This window comes from Streptomyces scopuliridis (assembly GCF_042790125.1).
Lineage (GTDB): Bacteria > Actinomycetota > Actinomycetes > Streptomycetales > Streptomycetaceae > Streptomyces > Streptomyces scopuliridis_A.
This window is the reverse complement of record NZ_JBHTZS010000004.1, coordinates 430483-450375: the sequence shown is the minus strand read 5'-3', so window position 1 is coordinate 450375 and position 19893 is coordinate 430483. Positions and strand designations below refer to the sequence as shown.

The 19893-nt window shown below is 71.1% G+C and carries 20 protein-coding genes; 13 read left to right on the top strand and 7 right to left on the bottom strand.

The window, feature by feature from the left end:
* Window positions 1-65 precede the first annotated feature (65 nt).
* Together mmpB and ACFRKB_RS08870 are read left to right on the top strand one after the other, a co-directional pair.
* A complete protein-coding gene (gene mmpB, locus ACFRKB_RS08875) occupies window positions 66-194 on the top strand; it encodes a morphogenic membrane protein MmpB (RefSeq protein WP_365977829.1) in 129 nt (42 codons plus the stop codon).
* Between the two features lie 57 nt (window positions 195-251).
* A complete protein-coding gene (locus ACFRKB_RS08870) occupies window positions 252-857 on the top strand; it encodes a Maf family protein (protein ID WP_383104435.1) in 606 nt (201 codons plus the stop codon).
* Between the two features lie 28 nt (window positions 858-885).
* Here the strand turns inward: ACFRKB_RS08870 and ACFRKB_RS08865 are convergent, their stop codons facing one another.
* Complete coding sequence (locus ACFRKB_RS08865) at window positions 886-1365, bottom strand: hypothetical protein (RefSeq protein WP_383104434.1); 480 nt, start codon at window positions 1363-1365, stop codon at window positions 886-888.
* A 306-nt stretch (window positions 1366-1671) separates the two neighbouring features.
* On the opposite strand from ACFRKB_RS08865, the gene ACFRKB_RS08860 reads away from it, so the two are divergent.
* Both ACFRKB_RS08860 and ACFRKB_RS08855 read left to right on the top strand, forming a co-directional pair.
* A complete protein-coding gene (locus tag ACFRKB_RS08860) occupies window positions 1672-3426 on the top strand; it encodes an acetyl/propionyl/methylcrotonyl-CoA carboxylase subunit alpha (protein WP_383104432.1) in 1755 nt (584 codons plus the stop codon).
* Window positions 3427-3557: 131 nt separating this feature from the next.
* Complete coding sequence (locus ACFRKB_RS08855; RefSeq protein ID WP_463291727.1) at window positions 3558-4103, top strand: TetR/AcrR family transcriptional regulator; 546 nt, start codon at window positions 3558-3560, stop codon at window positions 4101-4103.
* Between the two features lie 556 nt (window positions 4104-4659).
* Here the strand turns inward: ACFRKB_RS08855 and ACFRKB_RS08850 are convergent.
* Window positions 4660-5697, bottom strand: coding sequence for a DeoR/GlpR family DNA-binding transcription regulator (locus ACFRKB_RS08850; RefSeq protein ID WP_383104519.1), 1038 nt, complete (start codon window positions 5695-5697; stop codon window positions 4660-4662).
* A 231-nt stretch (window positions 5698-5928) separates the two neighbouring features.
* The gene (locus ACFRKB_RS08845) at window positions 5929-7374 is read right to left on the bottom strand and encodes an NAD(P)H-quinone dehydrogenase (RefSeq protein ID WP_383104429.1); all 1446 of its coding nucleotides are present in this window, start codon (window positions 7372-7374) and stop codon (window positions 5929-5931) included.
* Between the two features lie 175 nt (window positions 7375-7549).
* Between ACFRKB_RS08845 and ACFRKB_RS08840 the strand changes: the two genes are divergently transcribed.
* From ACFRKB_RS08840 to ACFRKB_RS08815, 6 genes are all read left to right on the top strand, one after another.
* A complete protein-coding gene (locus tag ACFRKB_RS08840) occupies window positions 7550-7987 on the top strand; it encodes a gamma-glutamylcyclotransferase (RefSeq protein ID WP_030355792.1) in 438 nt (145 codons plus the stop codon).
* A 170-nt stretch (window positions 7988-8157) separates the two neighbouring features.
* A complete protein-coding gene (locus tag ACFRKB_RS08835) occupies window positions 8158-8985 on the top strand; it encodes a purine-nucleoside phosphorylase (RefSeq protein WP_383104427.1) in 828 nt (275 codons plus the stop codon).
* Window positions 8986-9225: 240 nt separating this feature from the next.
* Window positions 9226-10890, top strand: coding sequence for a phospho-sugar mutase (locus tag ACFRKB_RS08830; protein ID WP_383104425.1), 1665 nt, complete (start codon window positions 9226-9228; stop codon window positions 10888-10890).
* Between the two features lie 91 nt (window positions 10891-10981).
* Window positions 10982-13054: a protein kinase domain-containing protein gene (locus ACFRKB_RS08825; RefSeq protein ID WP_383104424.1), complete on the top strand. Its 2073-nt coding sequence runs from the start codon at window positions 10982-10984 to the stop codon at window positions 13052-13054.
* A gap of 93 nt (window positions 13055-13147) precedes the next feature.
* Window positions 13148-14356 (top strand): NAD(P)/FAD-dependent oxidoreductase, encoded by a 1209-nt coding sequence (locus tag ACFRKB_RS08820; RefSeq protein WP_383104422.1) that lies wholly within the window; start codon window positions 13148-13150, stop codon window positions 14354-14356.
* Window positions 14357-14379: 23 nt separating this feature from the next.
* Window positions 14380-15276: an RNA polymerase sigma-70 factor gene (locus ACFRKB_RS08815; RefSeq protein WP_383104420.1), complete on the top strand. Its 897-nt coding sequence runs from the start codon at window positions 14380-14382 to the stop codon at window positions 15274-15276.
* 52 nt (window positions 15277-15328) lie between these two features.
* On the opposite strand, the gene ACFRKB_RS08810 is transcribed toward ACFRKB_RS08815, so the two are convergent.
* Complete coding sequence (locus tag ACFRKB_RS08810) at window positions 15329-15580, bottom strand: DUF397 domain-containing protein (RefSeq protein ID WP_383104418.1); 252 nt, start codon at window positions 15578-15580, stop codon at window positions 15329-15331.
* Window positions 15577-16452, bottom strand: a complete 876-nt coding sequence (locus tag ACFRKB_RS08805; RefSeq protein WP_383104416.1) for a helix-turn-helix domain-containing protein — start codon at window positions 16450-16452, stop codon at window positions 15577-15579. The genes ACFRKB_RS08810 and ACFRKB_RS08805 overlap by 4 nt, the downstream gene beginning before the upstream one ends.
* A 206-nt stretch (window positions 16453-16658) precedes the next feature.
* On the opposite strand from ACFRKB_RS08805, the gene ACFRKB_RS08800 reads away from it, so the two are divergent.
* Both ACFRKB_RS08800 and ACFRKB_RS08795 read left to right on the top strand, forming a co-directional pair.
* Window positions 16659-16868, top strand: coding sequence for a hypothetical protein (locus tag ACFRKB_RS08800; RefSeq protein WP_383104415.1), 210 nt, complete (start codon window positions 16659-16661; stop codon window positions 16866-16868).
* A gap of 4 nt (window positions 16869-16872) precedes the next feature.
* A complete protein-coding gene (locus tag ACFRKB_RS08795) occupies window positions 16873-17352 on the top strand; it encodes an NUDIX hydrolase (protein WP_383104413.1) in 480 nt (159 codons plus the stop codon).
* Window positions 17353-17377: 25 nt separating this feature from the next.
* Here ACFRKB_RS08795 and ACFRKB_RS08790 read toward each other — a convergent pair whose 3' ends face one another.
* Together ACFRKB_RS08790 and ACFRKB_RS08785 are read right to left on the bottom strand one after the other, a co-directional pair.
* Complete coding sequence (locus tag ACFRKB_RS08790; protein WP_383104412.1) at window positions 17378-17779, bottom strand: hypothetical protein; 402 nt, start codon at window positions 17777-17779, stop codon at window positions 17378-17380.
* Window positions 17780-18101: 322 nt separating this feature from the next.
* On the bottom strand, window positions 18102-18734 hold the full coding sequence (locus tag ACFRKB_RS08785; RefSeq protein WP_383104410.1) for a PH domain-containing protein: 633 nt from the start codon (window positions 18732-18734) through the stop codon (window positions 18102-18104).
* 211 nt (window positions 18735-18945) lie between these two features.
* On the opposite strand from ACFRKB_RS08785, the gene deoC reads away from it, so the two are divergent.
* Entirely contained in the window at window positions 18946-19893 is a 948-nt protein-coding gene (gene deoC, locus ACFRKB_RS08780; protein ID WP_383104517.1) for a deoxyribose-phosphate aldolase, read from the top strand.

The window sequence follows — 19893 nt, the reverse complement described above, 5'->3', positions numbered from 1 at the left end:
GGGTGCGGAGCGCCTGAGTATGTGTACTCAGGCGCTCCGGTCCGGGCGGCCGGAGTATCGGTCTCATGCTGTGGTCCGACCCGGAGAACGAGCCGCCCAGGGAGATGCGCGACGCGCAGCTCATGCTGCGCCGCGCCGGTGTGCTGCTGGCGCTGGCGGTGGTGCTGGCGATGACCGTGCTCGGGCTCCACTGATCACCTCCCGTGGACCTCCCCCGTACCGGCCGGACGCCGCGACCTACGATAGCCCGCATGACCGATCAGCGCCGCCGGCTCGTTCTCGCCTCCGCCTCCCCCGCCCGTCTCGGACTGCTCCGGCAGGCCGGGCTCGCCCCCGAGGTGATCGTCAGCGGCGTCGACGAGGACGCCCTCTCCGCCCCGACCCCCGCCGAACTCGCGCTCGTTCTCGCCGAGGCCAAGGCCACCGTCGTGGCCGCGCTGCCCGAGACGGCCGGCGCTCTGGTCATCGGCTGCGACTCCGTCCTCGAACTGGACGGCGAGGCGTACGGCAAGCCCGCCGACGCCGAGGAGGCCACCGCCCGCTGGAAGTCGATGCGCGGACGCGCCGGAATCCTGCGGACCGGGCACTGTGTGATCGACACGACGACCGGCCGCCACGCCGCCGAGACCGCCTCGACCACCGTGCGCTTCGGGAACCCGACGGACGCCGAGATCGCCGCGTACGTCGCCTCCGGCGAACCCCTCCAGGTCGCGGGCGCCTTCACCCTGGACGGCCGCTCCGCGCCCTTCGTCGACTCGATCGACGGCAACCACGGCAATGTCATCGGCCTGTCGCTGCCCCTGCTGCGCCGGCTGCTCGCCGAGCACGGCGTCACGATCACCGACCTGTGGGCCTGAACCGGCCCCGCAACCACGGCACTTGCGCTCAGGCGGCGGCCGGCCCCTCGGCGGGCGCCTCGGCCGCGCCCGCCCGCTCGGGCTCGTACGCCACCAGCACCAGCACGATCAGCCCCAGCACGACCATCATGAACGCGAAGGCGCTCCACCCCACCAGCCCCACCGTCACCGCGCCGAGCACCCCGTGCACAACCGCGCAGATGATGAGAGCGATCCTGCCGAAACGCCCCGGAGCGCGGTTCCTGAGAGCCGTACGCACCAGAATCGCCGCGACGAGCACGAGATAGGCGCCGAAGACACCGCCCATCACCCACGTACCGAGAGACATGGCGGACGGATCGAGTCCGGCCAGGGACATCTGCTGATTGTCGACAACCGTCGCCAGCACCCCGTTGACGAACACGATGCCGACCGCTTCGAGCAACAGCACGATCGCGGCCAGCCAGGCCACCGGTCTGCGCGCCACGACGCCACCCTCTTCCCCTGTTACCGGTAGTACGTACGACATCGCGCACGCTACTAACCGGTAAACCTCCGGACAAGGGTCCGAACAAGGGCAAAGATTCATTCCGCCATTCGTAGGGACTCCACAAAGAATCGTGATCCGCCGAGGGGCACTCGGACAGAGAGCTGGACCACATCCGAGCGCTACTGTGCGACGGGGGATCCCGGCGTACCGTGGTGCCACAAGGGATTTCGCCTCCTGAACGAGCCTCGGACCACGCTCCGTGTGGGCAAGGTCACCACTGGGGACGGATCCATGGGGCGTGTCGGCAGTCCCTAAACTCAGCTTGTTTTCAAGGAGGGAGCCATCGTGCGCAAGGTGCTCATCGCCAACCGTGGCGAAATCGCTGTCCGCGTTGCCCGTGCCTGCCGGGATGCCGGGATCCAGAGCGTAGCCGTCTACGCCGACCCGGACCGGGACGCCCTGCACGTCCGCGCGGCCGACGAGGCCTTCGCCCTGGGCGGTGACACCCCGGCAGCCAGCTATCTGGACATGGCCAAGGTGCTCCAGGCGGCCAAGGACTCCGGCGCGGACGCGATCCACCCCGGCTACGGATTCCTGTCCGAGAACGCCGAATTCGCCCAGGCCGTACTGGACGCCGGGCTCACCTGGATCGGCCCGCCGCCGCAGGCCATCCGCGACCTCGGCGACAAGGTCGCCGCCCGCCATATCGCCCAGCGCGCCGGCGCCCCCCTGGTCGCCGGCACCCCCGACCCGGTCTCCGGCGCGGACGAGGTCGTCGCGTTCGCCCAGGAGCACGGCCTGCCGATCGCCATCAAGGCGGCCTTCGGCGGCGGCGGACGCGGCCTCAAGGTCGCCCGTACGCTCGAAGAGGTCCCGGAGCTGTACGACTCGGCCGTCCGCGAGGCCGTCGCCGCCTTCGGCCGCGGCGAGTGCTTCGTCGAGCGCTACCTCGACAAGCCGCGCCACGTCGAGACCCAGTGCCTGGCCGACACCCACGGCAACGTCGTCGTCGTCTCCACCCGCGACTGCTCCCTCCAGCGCCGCCACCAGAAGCTCGTCGAGGAAGCCCCCGCCCCCTTCCTCTCCGACGCCCAGAACGCCGAGCTGTACGCCGCGTCCAAGGCGATCCTCAAGGAGGCCGGCTACGTCGGCGCGGGCACCGTCGAGTTCCTCGTCGGCACCGACGGCACGATCTCCTTCCTGGAGGTCAACACCCGCCTCCAGGTGGAACACCCGGTCACCGAAGAGGTCACCGGCATCGACCTGGTCCGCGAGATGTTCCGCATCGCCGACGGCGAGGCCCTCGGCTACGACGACCCGGCCGTGCGCGGGCACTCCTTCGAGTTCCGTATCAACGGCGAGGACCCGGGGCGCGGCTTCCTGCCCGCCCCCGGCACCGTCACCACCTTCGCCCCGCCCACCGGCCCCGGCGTCCGCCTGGACGCGGGCGTCGAGTCCGGCTCCGTCATCGGCCCGGCCTGGGACTCCCTGCTCGCCAAGCTGATCATCACCGGCGCCACCCGCGAACAGGCCCTCCAGCGCGCCTCCCGCGCCCTCAACGAGTTCACCGTCGAGGGCATGGCCACCGCCATCCCCTTCCACCGCAAGGTCGTCACCGACCCCGCCTTCACCTCCGACCCGTTCACCGTCCACACCCGCTGGATGGAAACGGAGTTCACCAACGACATCCCGCCCTTCGCGGCCCCCTCCGACGCCGAGACCGACGACGAGCCCGGCCGCGAGACCGTCGTCGTCGAGGTCGGCGGCAAGCGCCTCGAAGTCTCCCTGCCCTCCAGCCTGGGCATGACCCTGGCCCGCACCGGCCTCGCCGCCGGCGCCAAGCCCAAGCGCCGCGCCGCCAAGAAGTCCGCCTCCGCGGCCTCCGGCGACACCCTGGCCTCCCCGATGCAGGGCACCATCGTCAAGGTCGCCGTCGAAGAGGGCCAGGAGGTCAAGGAAGGCGACCTCGTCGTCGTCCTCGAAGCCATGAAGATGGAGCAGCCCCTCAACGCGCACCGCTCCGGCACGATCAAGGGCCTCACCGCCGAAGTCGGCGCGTCCCTCACCTCCGGCGCCACCATCTGCGAGATCAAGGACTGACCCACCGCCGAGACCCCGCCCGAGCACATCGGGCGGGGTCTCGGCGTATGCGGTGGCATCCTTGACGCCACGGGTGGAGACAGAGAGGACCCCCAATGGCGAGCGGTACGGCACACGCGCTGCCCCGGCCCATGCGCGCGGACGCGCGCCGCAACTACGAGCGCCTGCTCACGGAGGCCCGCCGCAGCTTCGCGGAACACGGCACGGACGCCTCCCTGGAGGACATCGCGCGCCACGCGGGCGTCGGCATCGGCACGCTCTACCGGCACTTCCCGAACCGCCACGCGCTGATGAACGCGGTCTTCCAGGAGGCGGTCACCTCCCTGATCGAGCGCTCCCGCGAACTCGCCGAGGCGGAGCAGCCGTGCGGCGCGCTGGTCGAATGGCTGGGCGCGCTCATCACTCACGCGGGTGAGTACCGCGGGCTCGCGCAGGCGCTCATGTCGGCGTCCCACGACGAGAGTTCGGCGCTGTCGCAGTGCAGCGTGCCGATGCGCGAGGCGGGCGGACGCCTCCTGGAACGGGCACAACGGGCCGGCCATGTGCGGCCGGAGGTCTCGATCGACGACCTGCTGCAACTCACGAACGCGATCGCGCTGGCGGCGGAACAGTCCCCGTCGGACCCGGCCTTGGCGGAACGCCTCCTGAAACTGACGCTGACGGGCCTGCGGCCCTGAGTGTTTTTGTCTCTGGCCGGGGCCGGTGGTCGGGGTGCGGGTTGTCGCCGGGGGGCGCTCCGGGGCTCGCGCCCGGGACGGCATGATTTACGGCGCGACTCTGGCCACAGTCAGGACACGGGCGTTCGCGCGCCACAAATCACGCTTTAGTGTCCCGGACACGACCCCTGCGCGCCCCCCTTCACCGCCCGCACAAGCAACCCGGTCGTGCGCGGGGCGGGCGGGGGAGGCGGCGGCACCGTCCCGAGCCCGGCCCACCGGGCCGCACTCGCCCCCAACCCCGGCCGGGGCGCACGCTGGTGAGGCCCACCGGGGGGAGGGGGCCGGGGTCGGAGGAGGTGCGTGTCCGGACGTAAAGCGTCGCAGCTCGCGCGAAGCGCGGTGAGGAAAGCAGTCCGGATACGTACCTCCGGAGGCCCCGGCCCCCGGCACCACAACGGCGCACCGCACCACGACCCCCGGCACCCGGCACCAGCGACGCACCCCGCGCAACGACCCCCCGCCGGGAGGCGCACCGCACCACGACCCCCCGCCGGACGGCGCACCGCGAGCACGGCTACCGGCGGCGCAAGTCCGCCACCCGCGCCCTCTCCCCCGGTTCCTGCGACGCCAGCGTCGCCCCCGCACTCCGCAGTTGCGACCCCGGCCCCCCGTTCCCCGGCCCCTGTCCCGGCCCCGCCGCATGCGTACGGCGCTGCCCCGGCAGCGGTACGTCACGACGCGACTGACGCCCCGCCTGATGCACCTCACCGCCCGAGCCACCGGCCCCGCCCACGGAACCGGACCCCGCACCCGCCCCGCCCGAAGCCCCACCGACAGACCCGGCAGCACCGGCCACGCCAGCCCCCGCCCCGCCCGCCACCGCGATCTGTACCCCCTGATCCGCCAGCGCCTGAAGCTCCGTCGCCGCGCGATCGTCATGCGCCGGCGGCTCGTCGGTCACCAGCCTGCTGATCAGATCCGTCGGCACCGTCTGGAACATCGTGTCGGTACCCAGCTTCGTATGGTCGGCCAGCACCACGACCTCCGCCGCGGCCTGCACCAGCGCCCGGTCCACGCTCGCCGAGAGCATGTTGGACGTGGACAGCCCGCGCTCGGCGGTCAGTCCGCTCCCGGACAGGAACGCGCGGGTGACCCGCAGGCCCTGGAGGGACTGCTCCGCCCCGCTGCCGACCAGCGCGTAGTTGGAGCCGCGCAGCGTGCCGCCGGTCATGACGACCTCGACCCGGTTGGCATGCGCGAGGGCCTGCGCGACCAGCAGCGAGTTGGTGACGACCGTCAGGCCGGGGATCCGCGCGAGCCGGCGGGCCAGCTCCTGCGTGGTCGTACCGGCGCCGACGACCACGGCCTCGCCCTCTTCGACGAGACTCGCGGCGAGATCGGCGATGGCCGTCTTTTCTGCCGTTGCGAGATGGGACTTTTGCGGAAAGCCGGATTCTCGCGTGAATCCGCCCGGCAATACCGCACCGCCGTGCCGGCGGTCGAGGAGTCCTTCGGCCTCCAGCGCCCGCACGTCCCGCCGTACGGTCACTTCGGAGGTCTGGACGACGCGGGCGAGCTCACGGAGCGACACGGCCCCGTTGGCGCGCACCATTTCGAGGATCAATTGGCGACGTTCTGCAGCGAACACGAAACTGACAGTAACCCCAACGACCGTCTGCTTTCAGCAGTTTGCGCCGAATAACAGAAGTTGTACACAGACGAGCGCGCACAGTGGTATAAAGCGATCCCGCTCTTCGAACAGGCCACCGTGGAACGGGCTTACCCAGCCCTACGAGCCGATGAACACCCCGCCGCGACCGGCTGGTTCGGTCCCGCGGACCGGTCAGCCCTCCTCGCCCGTCTTCACGGTGTGCAGCTGCCGCGCCACCTCGGCGATCGAACCCGACAGGGACGGGTAGACCGTGAAGGCGTTCGCGATCTGCTCCACGGTCAGGTTGTTGTCGACGGCGAGCGCGATGGGGTGGATCAGCTCGCTGGCGCGCGGCGATACGACGACCCCGCCGACCACGATCCCGGTGCCGGGACGGGCGAAGATCTTGACGAAGCCGTCCCTGATGCCCTGCATCTTGGCGCGCGGATTGCGCAGCAGCGGCAGCTTGACGACGCGCGCGTCGATCCGGCCGGCGTCGACGTCGGCCTGGCTGTAACCGACGGTGGCGATCTCCGGGTCGGTGAAGACGTTCGACGAGACGGTCTTGAGGTTGAGCGGGGCGACCGCGTCGCCCAGGAAGTGGTACATCGCGATCCGGCCCTGCATGGCCGCGACCGAGGCGAGGGCGAAGATCCCGGTGACGTCACCGGCGGCGTAGACACCGGGCGCGGAGGTACGGGAGACCCGGTCGGTCTTGATGTGGCCCGACTCCTTGACCAGGACGCCGGCCTCCTCCAGGCCCATCCCCGCGGTGTTCGGGATGGCGCCGACGGCCATCAGACAGTGCGTACCGGAGATGACGCGGCCGTCGGAGAGGGCCACCTCGACCCGGTCGCCGACCCGCTTGGCGGCCTCGGCGCGGGAGCGGGACATCACGTTCATGCCGCGGCGCCGGAAGACGTCCTCCAGCACGCCCGCGGCGTCCGGGTCCTCGCCGGGCAGCACCCGGTCACGGGAGGAGACGAGCGTCACCCGCGAGCCGAGCGCCTGGTACGCGCCGGCGAACTCGGCGCCGGTGACACCGGAGCCGACCACGATCAGTTCCTCGGGCAGCTCGTCGAGGTCGTACACCTGCGTCCAGTTGAGGATGCGCTCGCCGTCGGGCTGCGCGTCCGGGATCTCGCGGGGGTGCGCGCCGGTGGCGATCAGTACGGCGTCGGCGGTGAGCGACTCCTCGCTGCCGTCGGCCGCGGTCACGATCACCTGGCGCGAACCGTCCACGGCCTGCCGTCCGTCGAGCCGCCCGCGCCCGCGCATGACCCGCGCGCCGGCCCGGGTGACGGAGGCGGTGATGTCGTGCGACTGGGCGAGCGCGAGCCGCTTCACGCGTCGGTTGACCTTGCCGAGATCGACCCCGACGACACGGGCGGCCCGCTCGGAGGGACCCGCGGCTGTCGTGTCGGCGACGATGATGCCCAGTTCCTCGTACGAGGAGTCGAAGGTGGTCATCACCTCGGCCGTCGCGATGAGGGTCTTCGACGGTACGCAGTCGGTCAGCACCGACGCGCCGCCGAGTCCGTCACAGTCGACGACGGTCACTTCCGCGCCGAGCTGGGCCCCTACCAGAGCCGCCTCGTAGCCGCCGGGGCCGCCACCGATGATCACGATCCGGGTCACGAAAAAGTCCGCCTCGCGTTGTCAACCCGGCCCGTCTGCCACCCCGGCCGGGGTTCCGGGGGAGCCCCGGGGGATGCAGTACGTACTCCATTGTCCCGCACGCTTCAAGTAACGCCTCTCCGGGGTGCACCCCAAAAAAACAGGCCACGTCCGTACCTCCCGTACCCTCGACCCCATGTCGCTCTACGCCGCGTACGCCGGCAACCTCGACGCGCGGCTGATGACCCGCCGCGCCCCGCACTCCCCGCTGCGCGGCACCGGCTGGCTCAACGGCTGGCGGCTGACCTTCGGCGGCGAGCAGATGGGCTGGGAGGGCGCGCTGGCCACGGTCGTGGAGGCGCCGCGTTCCCAGGTCTTCGTCGCGCTGTACGACATCGCCCCGATGGACGAGGACTCCATGGACCGCTGGGAAGGCGTGGGGCTCGACATCTACCGCCGTATGCGGGTACGGGTGCACACCCTGGACGGCGAGGAGCCGACCTGGATGTATGTCCTGAACGGCTACGAGGGCGGTCTCCCCTCGGCGCGCTATCTGGGCGAGCTGGCCGACGCCGCGGAGTCGGCGGGCGCCCCGCACGACTATGTGATGGAGCTGCGCAAGCGCCCCTGCTGACGAGGAACCGACCCCGGCGGCGAACCGCGCGACAAACCCCGGAAGAACCGGTCCGGAACCGGGGAAGCGGCGCGGCGCCGCCATTTTCGTTTGAAACGACAACACAACGATGTCATGACTGCGGCGCCTGCATCTACGCGCGTAGGGCATGACCGGCTACCCTCATCCGCGTGAACGCATCTGTTATCCCGGCCAACGCCGACGGATCCGACCCCCTGGCCGCCGCCGACGCCGCCGCCACCCGCCTGCGCGAGCTGACCGGCGCCGAGACCCATGACGTCGCCCTGGTGATGGGCTCCGGCTGGGCACCGGCCGTCGACGCGCTCGGCGCACCCGAGGCGGAGTTCCCCGTAACCGAACTGCCCGGCTTCCCCCCGCCGGTCGTGGCCGGCCACGGCGGCAGAATCCGCTCGTACCGGATCGCAGAGAAGCGCGCGCTGGTCTTCCTGGGGCGTACGCACTACTACGAGGGCCGCGGGGTCGCCGCCGTCGCACACGGCGTACGTACCGCGGTCGCCGCGGGCTGCAAGACCGTCGTCCTGACCAACGGCTGCGGCGGACTGCGCGAGGGCATGCGTCCCGGCCAGCCGGTGCTGATCAGCGACCACATCAATCTGACGGCCGTCTCCCCGATCGTCGGCGCCAACTTCGTGGACCTCACGGACCTGTACTCGCCGCGGCTGCGCGCGCTGTGCAAGGAGATCGACCCGGCCCTCGAAGAGGGGGTGTACGTGCAGTTCCCCGGCCCGCACTACGAGACGCCGGCCGAGATCAACATGGTCCGCGCCATGGGCGGCGACCTCGTCGGCATGTCCACCGTCCTGGAGGCCATCGCGGCCCGCGAGGCGGGCGCCGAGGTGCTCGGCATCTCGCTGGTCACGAACCTGGCCGCGGGCATCTCGGGCGAGCCGCTCAACCACGAAGAGGTCCTCCAGGCGGGACGCGACTCGGCCACCCAGATGGGCGCGCTGCTCGCCCAAGTGCTCGAACGCGTCTAGGGCCCGTCTTCAAAGTAGCGCCGTCCGCCCGGACGCCGCCGGGCAGGCGGGACTTTGAAGACAGGCCCTAGAGTGCCCCTCCCGGCAGTGTTCGCCCCGTAGCGACGCCCAGCGCGTGCGCCCCGACCGGGCAGACATTGCCGGTCGCGGCACTAGCTCCCGTCCGAGCCGGGAATGACATCCCGCCGGGGCCACACGCGGTCGGCCCCGGCGTCACAGCTACCAGGAGGTGCCCCCACCGTGCAGCAGGACTCCACGTCTCAGGACCTCATCGCGCGGGCCAAGGCCTGGCAGGCCGAGGACCCCGACAGCGACACCCGTGAAGAGCTCGGCAAGATCATCGAGGCCGGGGACACCGGCACACTGGCGGAGCGGTTCGCCGGCACGCTCCAGTTCGGCACCGCCGGGCTGCGCGGCGAGCTGGGCGCCGGGCCCATGCGGATGAACCGCGCGGTGGTCATCCGCGCCGCGGCCGGTCTCGCCGCGTACCTCATCGCCCAGGGCCACGGTGACGGCCTGGTCGTCATCGGATACGACGCCCGCTACAAGTCCGCCGACTTCGCCCGGGACACCGCGGCCGTGATGACCGGCGCCGGGCTGCGCGCCGCCGTACTGCCCCGGCCGCTGCCGACGCCCGTACTGGCCTTCGCCGTACGGCATCTCGGCGCCGTCGCGGGCGTGGAGGTCACCGCCAGCCACAACCCGCCCCAGGACAACGGCTACAAGGTCTATCTCAGCGGCGGCTCCCAGATCGTGCCGCCCGCCGACGGCGAGATCGCGGCCCGGATCGCCGCCGTCGGCCCGCTGGCCGGGGTGGCCCGGCCCGACGACGGCTGGGAGATCCTCGGCGACGAGGTCCTGACGGCGTATCTGGCACGTACGGACGCGGTCCTGACCCCCGGCACCCCCCGCACCGCGCGCGTCGTCCACACGGCGCTGCACGGCGTCGGTACGGAAACCCTCCTGGCGGCCTTCGCGCGGGCCGGTTTCCCCGAGCCCGCGCTCGTGGCGGAGCAGGCCGAGCCCGATCCGGCCTTCCCGACCGTCGCGTTCCCGAATCCGGAGGAGCCGGGCGCGATGGATCTGGCCTTCGCCACCGCCCGGCGCGTACGGCCCGACCTGATCATCGCGAACGACCCGGACGCGGACCGCTGCGCCGTCGCCGTCCCCGACGACACGGCCGTCAGCGGCTGGCGGATGCTGACCGGCGACGAGGTCGGCGCGCTGCTCGCGGCCCATCTCGTCCACAAGGGCGCGACCGGCACCTTCGCCGAGTCGATCGTCTCGTCCTCGCTGCTCGGCCGGATCGCCGGGGCGGCGGAGCTCGGGTACGAGGAGACGCTGACCGGCTTCAAGTGGATCGCCCGCGTCGAGGGCCTGCGGTACGGCTACGAGGAGGCGCTCGGCTACTGCGTCGACCCCGACGGCGTCCGCGACAAGGACGGCATCACGGCCGCGCTGCTGGTGGCGGAACTGGCCTCCGAGCTCAAGGCCAAGGACCGCACGCTCGCCGACCTCCTGGACGATCTGGCCGTCACCCACGGCCTGCACGCCACGGACCAGCTCTCGGTCCGCGTCCAGGTCCTGTCCCTGATCACCGACGCGATGCGCCGCCTGCGCGAGAATCCGCCGAAGGAACTGGCCGGTCTGACCGTCGTCTCCACCGAGGACCTGACGCGCGGTACGGACACGCTCCCCCCGACGGACGGCCTCCGCTACCACCTGGAAGGCGCGTACCGTGCCCGTGTCATCGTCCGGCCGAGCGGCACCGAGCCCAAGCTCAAGTGCTACCTGGAGGTCGTGATCCCGGTCGAGGACGCGACGGCCCTGGCGACGGCACGGACCACGGCGACGGCGACGCTGGCCGCGATGAAGCGGGACCTGGCGGCGGCGGCCGGCATCTGACCCACCGCCACGTGTGCGGGCGTACCACCAGTAAGGTGACGGACTTCGCAGGAATCCGACAGACGGTCCGTAGGTCCGGCGGGGGTACGTGATGGAGGCGTTGAAGGCGTTACGCGCCGGGGACCCCAGGCAGGTGGGGCCCTACCGGCTCGTGGGCAGGCTCGGCTCCGGCGGCATGGGCAGCGTATTCCTGGGGCGCTCACGGGGCGGGCGCACGGTGGCCGTCAAGGTGGTACGCCCGGATCTGGCCGAGGATCCGCAGTTCCGCCGCCGGTTCGTCCGGGAGGTCACCGCGATCCGGCGGGTGAACAGCGCCTTCACCGCGGGTGTGGTCGACGCCGACCCGGAGGCCGCGGCCCCGTGGCTGGCGACGGTCTACGTACCGGGAATGGCGCTGGGCGAGGCCGTCGCCGCGCACGGCCCGTGGCCGCCGGGGCCGGTCCTGACGCTCGGCTCGGGGCTGGCCGAGGCGCTGGGCGCGATTCACGCGGCGGGGGTGGTCCACCGTGACCTGAAGCCCTCGAACATCCTGCTGGCCCACGACGGCCCGCGCGTGATCGACTTCGGGATCTCGGTCGTCAGCGGCGCCAGCGCGCTGACCCAGACCGGGATGATGGTGGGGACCCCGGGCTTCATGTCCCCCGAGCAGCTGACGGGTGATCGGATCAGCCCGGCGGGCGATGTGTTCTCCCTGGGAGCGGTCCTCGCGTACGCCGCCACGGGAGCGGGGCCGTTCGGCACGGGCTCGGCGCACGTGCTCCACTACCGGACGGTGCACGAGCCGCCCCGCCTCGACCGCCTTCCCGACGGCCTGCGGGCCCTGGTGAACCAGTGCCTGGCCAAGGAACCCGGCCAACGCCCCACCGTGGCCGCCCTGATGCACCAGCTGTCCGGCCCCGGCGACTACGCCGCGCCTCCTCCGGCCGACGGCTGGCTGCCCGAACCGGTCGCCAGGACCGTACAACTCCACGCCCCCACGGCCCAGTCCACCAACGCGCCCCTGTCCACGGCACTTCCGCCGTCCGGCATCACCCGCCGCCGGGCGCTGTTCGGCCTCGCGGGGCTCTCCGCCGCGGCGGGGACCGGTTACGGCGCCTGGCGGCTCGCCACCGACAACGACGGCTCGAAGGACGCCGCCCCCGCCCCGCGGCAGAGCCCGACGGTCCCCCAGCGGCCCGGCACCCCGCGCTGGAAGTCCGCGATCGCCGCCGGCGACGGCCGCGACGACGCCGGCGGGGCGCTGGCCGTGGCCCATGGCACGGTCTACTTCCCCGGCCGCAAGAGCCTGTACGCGGTCTCGGCGGACAAGGGCACGGAACGATGGACCCACACCACCACCGCCACGGACGGCCCGCTGGTGCCCGCCCCGGCCGTGACCGACGACACCGTCTGCGTCATCGTCGGCGACATCCTGCGCGCGCTGCGCGCGGACAACGGCGAGCGGAAGTGGGCGTCCTCCGAACTGGACGTCGCCGACGCGGCCCCGTCGGCGGCCGGCGACACCGTCTGTTTCCTCGGTGGCAGCGGCACTTCCACCGTGTTGTACGCGGTGTCCACGGCGACCGAGAAGATCCAGCTGGAGACGTCCGACGGCCTCGAATACGCCGAATCCGCCCGTATAGCCGACGGCACCGTCTACACCAGCAGCGGGGGCGCCCTCTACGCGTACGACCCGGCCACCGGGAAGCGGAAATGGAAGCATCTGATCCCGGCCGTCCGGATCTCGGACGTGGCCGTGGCCGGTGACACCGTCTTCTTCACCGTATTCGGCGAGAACGGCACCTCCGTGTCGGCGGTGTCCACGAGCGGCACGGAGAAGTGGTTCGCCGCCGCCGAGGACGGGGGCTCGTTCCAGGGCCCTCCGGCCGTGGACGACGACACGGTCTACGTCTGCGGCCGGACCACCCTGTACGCCTTCCATGCGAAGACCGGCGCCCCGAAGTGGAGCACCCCCTTCACCGCCCCGATCCACACCACCGCGAGCGCCGGCGACGGCACGGTCTGCGTGGCCTCCGGCACCACCCTGCACGCGCTCCACGCGGCCACCGGCGAGAAGAAATGGGACTTCCCGGCCGCCGGAGAACTCCGCACGGGCCCCGTGCTGTCGGGCGCCACGGCCTACGTGAGCGACGCCGCCGGGACCCTCTACGCGATAGCGGTATAGACCCCAGCCATGGAGTGACGTGCGTCACATGCTGTCACAGCGACACATCACCCGGTGTCTTGATGCCGAAGCCCTTGAAGCGGAGGAGACACCATGGCTGAGAACACCGATGTGGTCGTGATCGGCGGCGGATACGCCGGCGTCATGGCGGCCAATCGCCTGACGCGGCGCGACGATGTGACCGTGACGCTGATCAACCCGCGCCGGACCTTCGTCGAGCGGATCCGTCTGCACCAACTGGTGGGCGGGTCCGACGACGCGGTCGTCGACTACCGAGAGGTGCTGGGCGAGCGCGTCCGGCTCGTGACCGACACCGTGACCCGGATCGACATGGCCGGGCGCCACGTGACGCTGGCGTCGGGCGGCACGGTCGGCTACGGCTACCTGATCTACGCGGTGGGCAGCGGCAGCGCCGACCCGGCCGTGCCCGGAGCCGCGGAGTTCGCCTACCCGATCGCCACCTTCGAGGAGGCGGAGCGGCTGCGTCCGGCCCTCGACGCCGCGCCCGCGACGGCCGCGGTGACGGTGGTCGGAGCCGGTCCGACCGGCATCGAGACCGCCGCCGAACTGGCGGAGGAGGGCCGCGCCGTGACCCTGGTCTGCGGCGGGGTGCTCGGCCCGTACCTGCATCCCCGGGGCCGGCGCTCGGTCGCCAAACGGCTGGCCGCGCTCGGGGTGACCGTACTCGAAGGCCCCGGCACGACGGTGACGGCCGTGACACGCGATGCCGTGCGCCTCAGCGGCGGCCGCGAACTGCCGAGCGCGGTGACCATCTGGACCGCCGGATTCGGCGTCCCGGACCTGGCCGCGCGCAGCGGGCTGAGCACCGACGCCCTGGGCCGCCTGCTCACGGACGAGACGTTGACCAGCGTGGACGACGTGCGCGTCCTCGCGGCCGGCGACTCGGCGGCACCGTCGGACCTGCCGCTGCGGATGAGCTGCCAGGCCGCGATCCCCCTGGGCGCGCGGGCCGCCGACACGGTGCTCAGCCGGCTCGCGGGTGAGCGGCCCTCGCCCCTCAACCAGGCGTTCGCCGGCCAGTGCATCAGCCTGGGCCGACGCGCCGGCATCTTCCAGTTCGCCCACAGGTACGACGTCGCGCTGTGGTTCCACATCGACGGTGGTCCTGGCGCGAGGCTCAAGGAGTTCATCTGCCAGAACATCGTCAAGCATCTGGCCGGCGAGGCACGCAAGCCCGGCTCGTACGGCCTGCACCGCGTCTCAGGAGGCGCCAAGCGCCAACAGCGGCTGCGCGCCAAGCGCGACGAGGCCCCGGCCACGGCGGAACGAGCAGCGGCCTAGACGAGTACGAAAGGGACCGAGAGATGAGCGACCACGCCACCGACCCGGCGACCGAGACCTTCGTCGCCCACCGCAACCTGCTCTTCACCGTCGCCTACGAGATGCTCGGCTCGGCGGCCGACGCCGAGGACGTCCTCCAGGAGACCTGGCTGCGGTGGGTCGACGTCGACCTGGAGCAGGTGCGTGACCAGCGCGCCTACCTGGTCCGGATCACGACCCGCCAGGCGCTCAACCGGCTGCGCGCCCTGTCGCGCCGCAAGGAGGCGTACGTCGGACAGTGGCTGCCCGAGCCGCTGCTCACCACGCCGGACGTGGCCCAGGACGTCGAGCTCGCCGAGAGCGTGTCGATGGCGGTCATGCTCGTCCTCGAAACGCTGTCACCGACCGAGCGCGCCGTCTTCGTGCTGCGCGAGGTCTTCGACTTCGGCTACGACGAGATCGCGAGCGCCGTCGACAAGACCCCCGCGGCCGTCCGCCAGATCGCACACCGCGCCCGCCGCCACGTCGACGCCCGCCGCCCCCGCGAGGCGGTCTCCCCGAGCGAGACGCGGGCAGTCCTGGAGTCGTTCCGGCGCGCGCTCGACGGCGGGGACCTACAGGGCCTCCTCGATGTGCTCGCGCCCGAGGTCGTCCTGGTGAGCGACGGCGGCGGCATCAAACAGGCCGCGGTCCGGCCGATCACCGGCGCCGACAAGGTGGCCCGCTTCATGCTCGGCGGCCTCGGCAAGTACGAACTCCCGATCACCGTAGGCATCACCGTGGTCAACGGCGCCCCGGCACTCGTCGTACACCTGGACGACGAACTCGACGGCGTCATGGCCATCCGCGTCGAGGACGCCCGCATCACGGGCCTCTACTACGTCCGCAACCCCGAGAAACTGTCCCGCGTCGACTCCGAGACCCCGCTCACCCTGCGATAAGGCGTTGCGCTCCCAGCGATGCCTGGGAGCGCAAGGCCCCGGGATCGCCTTCTCAGAGCTCGGTGCCGTCGGGGATGAGGTGGTCGTACTGCCCCGCCTTGACGGCCAGGATGTGAGCCAGCATCTCCTTGTCGGTGAACCGCAACGCACCATCCAGGTCACGGCGCTTGGAGTCACCGAAGGCAACGCCGCCGTCGATGGGCATGATCTGTACGCAGTCACTGCCCGAGCCGTTACTGAAGGAGGACTTCTCCCACTCACCGTCGAGTGAGGCCGCGTAGAGGGCGTCCTTCTGGTCGCTCATGTGAGTTCCTTTTCGATTGCCTCGATGCACTGGACGGTCGCTTCCTCGTCCAGCGCGTAGCTGGCCAGGTCAGTGAACTTCCGGCGAGCAATCCGCACTTCCACGGGATCGTCCTGAAGGGTGTCGCCTCGTACCCGTTCCAGAGATACGACGCTACGGTTGCCGGAGCCGGGGAAGTCAAGGATGGTAAACGGCGCACCCGTAGTGCTTGCCGCTCCCGCAGCGAACGGAATGACTCTCAACGTGACGTTCGGGCGGCCGGCCCACGACTTCAAGTGCCGGAGTTGCGCGCCCATGACGTCTGGCCCTCCCACAGTTGAGCGAAGAGCCGACTCCAGGCAGAGAGCTTCAATGGTGAGCGGGTTACGGCGCGCGAGGACATCCTGCCGCTTCAACCGGGCCTCGACGAAGGCTTCACGGCGCTCCGCGCTCTCCTGCTTCTGGCCGAACGCGGCGAGGGCTTCAACGTACTCGCGGGTCTGGAGCAGCCCCGGTACGTACGTCCCGGAGTGCACCGACATCCGGTCCGCGGCATCTTCGAGGGAGAAGTAGCGGTACGAGTCGCCGCTGAACACAGCCTGGACCTCTGGCCGTTCGTACCACGCGCGACCGTACGACCTGCCCTGCTCAATCGTCGCGACGATCCCGGCTCGTTCCTCGGGCGTCGCCTTGTAGAGCTTGAGCAGTTTGGGGAGTTGCTCCTCGGTGGGAAACGCCTGGCCGCGCTCGATCTTGCTCACGGTGAACCGCGATACACCGAGCACTTCTCCGGCTGCCGTCTGCTTGAGGCCCGCCTCCGTGCGCAGGCGCTGAAGTTCCTCGCCCACACGGCGCATGGCGAAGATGGCGTTCGCGTTGACGCTGACCGTCACGGTTCTCCCTTCCTCGCTTCCAGCGACATGGTCCCCCGACACCGCCAGAGTATCGGTCAGTTGCACACCCTATGACTCTCCGGACTGGCATCCACACTCTCAGTTGCGAGAGCAGGGTCGCGTGACTCACACTGAGGCGATCGCGCCGCGAGCACTCACAACCGCCGCGCGTATCCCTACCTCCGCGCGCCTGAAAGGTGTGGGCAATGGATCAGCGTGGTTACGTCCTGGCAGTGGAGCGCTATCCCTGTACGGCAGTTGCCGTGCCCGAGGCCCGCGCCATAGCCGCCCGCGCCTACGCGCCGTATCCCTGGGTGGACCGCGACACCGTCAAGCTGCTGGTCAGCGAGACCGGGAAGGGCCTCATCTTCACGGTGAACGCGGCCCCGTACCCCGTGACGCTCAACGAGAGGTGAGGACATGTACTTCGAACTCGGCCGGCCCGAACCACCCCGCCGCCGAACCGGCGTCGCCGGATTCTTCACCCGGCGGATCGGCGACGAACTGAACGTACTCCTCATGCCCGCCAGCACCGGGGTCTCCTGGCAACTGCCCGGCGGTGACACCGAGTCCGACGAGTTCATGCACGAGGCGTACGTACGCGAGATCGCAGAGAGGACCGGCCTCTCCCCCGCCCCACCGGAGGAAATCCTCGTCGTGGACCACGTCCCCAGAGGCGTGACGGAGGCCGAAGGGCTCGACGTCGTCTTCAAGGGCGCCGACGTCATCCCGTACAACCCACACCCCGCGACGTCCGCGTACCGATGGGCAACGCTCAAGGAGACAGACGCCCTCTGCCTCGGGCCGGAGCGCGACCGCATCCACTCCGCCCACGAGGCATGGCTCACCGGCCGCACGGCCTACCTGATCTGGGGCGAGCCCGTCACCAAGATCTGGTGAGTGAGCTGTAGCGCCTGCGCGCGAGCTACGCGTTCCGCGCGTCGGCGGGCTTGTCGAGTTCGCGCATCGCCTCGGCGTGGGCGCTCATCCGGATGCTCACACTGCCGCTCGTGAAGAGCGCCACACCCACAACCGACACCGGCACGGACAGCCCGAGCACAGCCACGACTTCAGGCCAGTCGCGTTCGTTCTGGCACCAATCACCCCTTTGCAGGCCGTCGTTGGCCGTACCACGTTCGGTCAGCAAGCGCGACTCGCACTCCGCGGGGTAACGGTCTTCGGGCTCCTCATCGACCGTGTAGGGCGTGAGCAGCAACAGGGCACACCATGCCCACTGGAGCGCCGCCACAGCCAGCAACCCGATACCCCACGCGCGTATTCGAGCGGCTCTGTCCCGGAAGTCGAGGTCGTACTCACGTGATCGCATCGCGGACGAATCTAGCAGCGAGAACCGAGCAACTCCGTGCGGTGACGGCCCACCGAGCGGGGCCGCGCGGCGTCCACCGGGGGGAGGGGGTCGGGGTCGGAGGAGGTGCGTGTCCGGACGTAAAGCGTCGCAGCTCGCGCGAAGCGCGGTGACCACGCGACGGAGTCGCATATCGATCGCAGCGCAGTCCGGACACGCCCCTCCGGAGGCCCCGGCCCCCGGCACCACAACGGCGCACCCGCACCACGACCCCCCGCCGGGAGGCGCACCCGCACCCCGGACCCACGCCCCCGCCGGACGACCCACCGCCGGGAGGCGAAAGTCACCCCACCAGCAGCAGCACAATCAGCACGATCAAACCCGCCCCCGCCGGCCCCAGCACCTCAAACGCCCACCGCACCCTCGGTTCCCCCTGCGCCGACGGCCGCGACTCCGCCCCCTCCGACAACTCGCGCAGTTCCGCGACCGTACGGTCCGCCTGGGCCATCTGCACCTCGGCCGCACCGGCACCCGCACCCGCATCCACGCCCCGGGCGCCCGCGGACGCGCCCCGCACCCGATTCGCCCGCTTGCGCTGGCGCAGTGAGACCGGGACCGCCCACAGCTGGAACTTCCGGCCGTCCTCCGTCAGCGCCTCGCACGAGAACTGGGCCCGCACGGTCGAGACCGCCGCCCACGGCAGCGTGATCGTCCGGAACGGGTTCCTGATCCGCAGCCGGTCGGCGTTCGCGTAGACCGCCGGACGCAGGCTGAACGCGACCACGAGCGGCACGACGAACAGCAACGCGGCGAGCGCCAGCCACGGCGTGCGCCCCGTCCCGCGGAAGAGCGCGTCGCCGCCGATCCAGAGGACGATCACGAGCACCAGGGCGCCGCCGACAATCCCGCCGGCCGACCGGAAGACGCGGTCGGCGTGGGTCGGCTCGGTGGGCTGCTCGGGGCTCGGGCTCGTCATACCTCCGATTCTGCCGCATGGCCAGAACACACCTCCACGCCCCCGGGCAGGGACAAGCGCAGGCACACAAACACAAGCACCAACACAGGCGCACCAGCACCAGGAACGAGCCCAGCCACAGACAGGGTCACATCTAGGGAACAGCTCCCCCTCGTACCCCCACACCCCCTGTACAGGCTGCTACGCGCGTAGATATGCTCATCTGGTGACCATGCCCACCATTACCCCCGCATTCGCTGACGTGACCGCGTCCGACAGCACACTGCGCCGATTCCTCCACGGGCTCCCCGGCGTCGACGCCGTCGGCCTGGAGGCCCGCGCCGCGTCGCTCGGTACGCGCTCGATCAAGACCACGGCCAAGGCGTACGCCATCGATCTGGCCATCTCCATGATCGACCTGACGACGCTTGAGGGCGCGGACACCCCGGGCAAGGTCCGGGCGCTCGCCGCCAAGGCCCTCCGGCCCGACCCCACCGACCGTACGACGCCCGCCACCGCCGCGGTCTGCGTCTATCCGGACATGGCGGAGACGGCGGCCGCCGCGCTGGCCGGCTCGGACGTCAAGGTCGCCTCCGTCGCCACCGCCTTCCCGGCCGGCCGCGCCTCGCTGGCCGTCAAGCTCGCGGACACCCGCGACGCCGTGGCCGCCGGCGCCGACGAGATCGACATGGTCATCGATCGCGGCGCGTTCCTCGCGGGTCACTACCTCAAGGTGTACGAGGAGATCCGCGCCGTGAAGGAGGCCGCGGGAGCCGCGCGGCTCAAGGTGATCTTCGAGACCGGCGAGCTGTCCACGTACGACAACATCCGCCGCGCCTCCTGGCTCGGCATGATCGCGGGCGCGGACTTCATCAAGACGTCGACCGGCAAGGTCGGGGTCAACGCCACCCCGGCGAACACCCTGCTGATGCTGGAGGCCGTACGCGACTTCCGCGCGCAGACCGGGGTGCAGATCGGCGTGAAGCCGGCGGGCGGCATCCGTACCAGCAAGGACGCGGTCAAGTTCCTCGTGCTGGTCAATGAGACCGTGGGCGAGGACTGGCTGGACAACCGGTGGTTCCGGTTCGGCGCCTCCAGCCTGCTGAACGATCTGCTGATGCAGCGTCAGAAGCTCAGCACCGGCCGCTACTCCGGCCCCGACTACGTGACGGTGGACTGA